Origin of the sequence: Bartonella queenslandensis, assembly GCF_018155095.1 — a bacterium.
Classification (GTDB): Bacteria; Pseudomonadota; Alphaproteobacteria; order Rhizobiales; family Rhizobiaceae; genus Bartonella; species Bartonella queenslandensis_B.
In genome coordinates this window covers 1-1,200 of sequence record NZ_NAAI01000028.1, presented here as the reverse complement: position 1 = coordinate 1,200, position 1,200 = coordinate 1, and the positions used below count along the sequence as shown (strand labels likewise).

General features: G+C 35.9%; 1 pseudogene. It reads right to left on the bottom strand.

Features of this window, described 5'->3' with window-relative positions:
• A pseudogene (locus B5V81_RS08565) lies at window positions 1–788 on the bottom strand (Vomp family autotransporter); the annotation flags it as partial.
• Window positions 789–1,200: the final 412 nt, after the last annotated feature.

Genomic DNA, 1,200 nt, shown 5'->3' with positions numbered 1-1,200 from the left:
GCTCTAGAAACAGAACCCAAAGCTGTTGAATAATCACCTTTGGCGGTTGTATAATCATTCTCTTGTTCGTGTTGGCTCTTTTCATTATATTCACCGCCCAGTGCAGTACTGCTTAACCCAAAAGCATGAGCCATGTAACCTATAGCAATGCTATTTTTTCCTGCCGCTTTAGGATTATAACCAATGGCAACACTGAACTCCCCTGATGAATCCGCCCCTGCACCCAAAAAAGTAGAATTGCCCCCACTTCTTTCGCTTGCAAACAACCTTCCATTCGCTTGTATTGGATAGTTTTTTTTCGATGAACGAGCCGTATTTAAGAGAGCTGTATCATTTCCATAATCATCATCAACAGAAAACTCTAAATTTTTCTGTATAAATGCATTTGATGATCTTTGCTTAGCTTGCTGTATAGAACTGCTATCTTTGTCAAAAACATTGACAGCAGTCTTACTTTTTTCGGAAAGCATAGTGATTAAAAAATTAGCATAGTCACTAGAAGCATTAACCTTTTGCGTTAATGCTGCACTTATCGCCATTAAATAATCGTCTGTTGATTTATCAGAAAGAACATTTAAACCAGCAACAGAGATAATGCTTTGTGGATAAGATACACCAGCACTCTTAACACCTTCAAGAAACGCGTTTCTAAAATCAAAATTTGCTGAAAAAACAGGAGAAATATTTAATAAAAATGTCGTGACTGTAGCCAATGAAAGAACTTTAACAAAAGAAAAACGAGAATTTTTCAATTTGTTCGCTCTTTGTGTGGCATGCAATTTTTTCATAACTAATTCTCCAATGAAAAATATGAAAACACTCCAAAACATAAAAAAGACATATTTCAACATTAGAGGTGATTTGGGTGTGTAAGTTTTGTTTGTTCTCTATAAAGTTTGTTTTTTCGCAGAAGCAGACAAAAGTGATTAGGGCTTCGCTGAAGCTGCGGTTGATGTTGGTGAGCAATTCAGTTAATGGGAGCTTTTACCCTTAGGCAAGACGTTATTTTTGAAAAGATTTGCTCGCTTTGAGTGTAAGAAAAAAGGTATATTTTTAGGCTTTTGTTGGGTGTATAGTTCATGGTTTTTGAAATAAAAGAGTTCATTTTATACATTTTAAGAGGTGATAAGTGCTTGTTGTGAGAAGGATGAGGTCATTTGGAGTGTTTTCGGGCAGTTTCTTGCGTTATCCCTATGAAAC